This window comes from Streptomyces sp. NPDC127084, from assembly GCF_042724175.1.
In the GTDB taxonomy this organism is placed as follows: domain Bacteria; phylum Actinomycetota; class Actinomycetes; order Streptomycetales; family Streptomycetaceae; genus Streptomyces.
The window spans coordinates 1-1,700 of the sequence record NZ_JBHXFA010000345.1 but is presented as its reverse complement, the minus strand read 5'-3'; the positions used below and the strand labels follow the sequence as shown (position 1 = coordinate 1,700).

Here is a 1,700-nt window from a genome sequence, read left to right as displayed (position 1 = left end):
GACGAGACATCTCATGTCACTGGCGGGTCAAGTGCGGCGGTTATGCGGCCAGTGCGAGAGGTGCCGGGAATGCCTTCCCGGCGTCGTAGAGGGTGCGATTGTGAAGGCAGTGGTAGAGGCAGCCAAGGAGTTTGTTGAACAGGTTCCGAAGGGCCGGGGTGTGGCGTTCGCCGCCGTCTCGTCGCCGGTCGTAGTGGGCGCGCGGTTCGCAGGATCTGAGGGCGGCGAAGGCCCACATGTAGCCGGCAGCGGCCAGGCGCCTGTTCTTGACGGTGCGCGCGACGACGACGTGGCTGCGGCCCGACGCGCGGGTCACCGGTGCAGCGCCTGCGTAGGCCTTGATGGCTTTGGCATCGGCGAATCGCGTGGGGTCGTCCCCGATCTCGGCCAGGACCCGCGCACCGGACATGGTCCCCAGGCCTGGCAGGCTCGTGATGATCTGCGCGTCTGGATGGGACTGGAACGCTTCCTCGGTGGCTGCGGCCAGATCGTCGCCACTGTGGCAGGCGGCGCCGAGCTGCCGCACGAGTGCTGTGGTCTGCTGACCCATGGCCTGTTCGACCAATGGGAGTTGCCGGAGTTGCTCGGCGCGGAACAGTTCCCGCAGGCGCTCGACCAGCTCATCGACCGAGCGGCGAAGCCGGCCTGCCCGGTTGAGTAGCGCGCGGAGCTGGGCGCGGGTGAGCCTGGCGGCTGCTGCCGGGGTCGGAGCGGCGGTCAGGATGACTCGGGCGTGAGCGGAGTCGAGGCCGAGCCGGCCGGTCCCGTGGAAGGCCAGCAGGGCGGCGGGGAAGTATTCGCGAAGGTGGGAGCGAAGCCGGTTGACGAGCTGGCCTTTGTCCCAGACCGCGTCCTGGTGGGCTCGGGCGAGCACCGCGACGGCCTGGCCGAGCTCGCTGTCGGCGGGCAGCGGCCGGTGGGCCTTGATATCGGTCCGCAGGATGTTGGCCAGGACGCGGGCGTCGGCGGCGTCCGATTTGGCGCGCGAGACGCTGCTGCGATCCCGGTAGCGTGCCGCCGCGAGCGGGTTGATCGCGTAGACCTTGCGGCCGGTGGCGCGCAGAGCGGCGACCAGCAGTCCGCGCGGGGTCTCGATAGAGACCGGGATCGGGGAGTCCGGATGGTCGCCGTGGCGGGCCAGCAGCTCCAGCAGGGCGTGGAAGCCTGCCAGGTCGTCGCTAATCCGCATCTTGGCCACTTGGTCGCCGTCCTGATCGACGAGGGCTATGTCGTGGTGGCCCTCCGCCCAGTCGATGCCGCAGAACACTCGGGTCAAGGTGTCTCTCCTCGAATCGGTGGGGAACGCGTATGCACAGGTCAGCTCCCTGAGGAGCACGCGGCGCTCTAATAGAAGTGCTCCAGGCACGCCATCTCATGAGCCGTTCGTGTCTCCAGCGACCGGCAGGGACCTCGGTCTACTGGAGAGCTCACGGCTCGCGAACAGCTGAGAGGTCGGCTCCTGCCGGCGGGCTGAGGACATGAAAGCCGCAGGCGGCGGGCGGCGCCGGGCGGGGCCTGTCTCGTCTCAGGGATTCAGTCCCTAATGGTGCTTGGGCCTCCGCCAGGCGACGCCGTCGTGGATGCGGCCGGTCTGACCAGAGGGATCTCGTCCCGGAACAGGGCCAGGCCTGCATCACACGGAGTCGATAGAGCCTTGCGTTCTAACGCTCGGGCCCACCGGTGAGCTATTAGATGGTGCT

At 68.6% G+C, this 1,700-nt stretch carries 1 protein-coding gene; it reads right to left on the bottom strand.

The window, feature by feature from the left end; translation table 11 throughout:
- Window positions 1-40 precede the first annotated feature (40 nt).
- A complete protein-coding gene (locus ACFWI9_RS34080; RefSeq protein ID WP_387169136.1) occupies window positions 41-1,276 on the bottom strand; it encodes an IS110 family transposase in 1,236 nt (411 codons plus the stop codon).
- Between the last annotated feature and the right edge of the window lie 424 nt (window positions 1,277-1,700).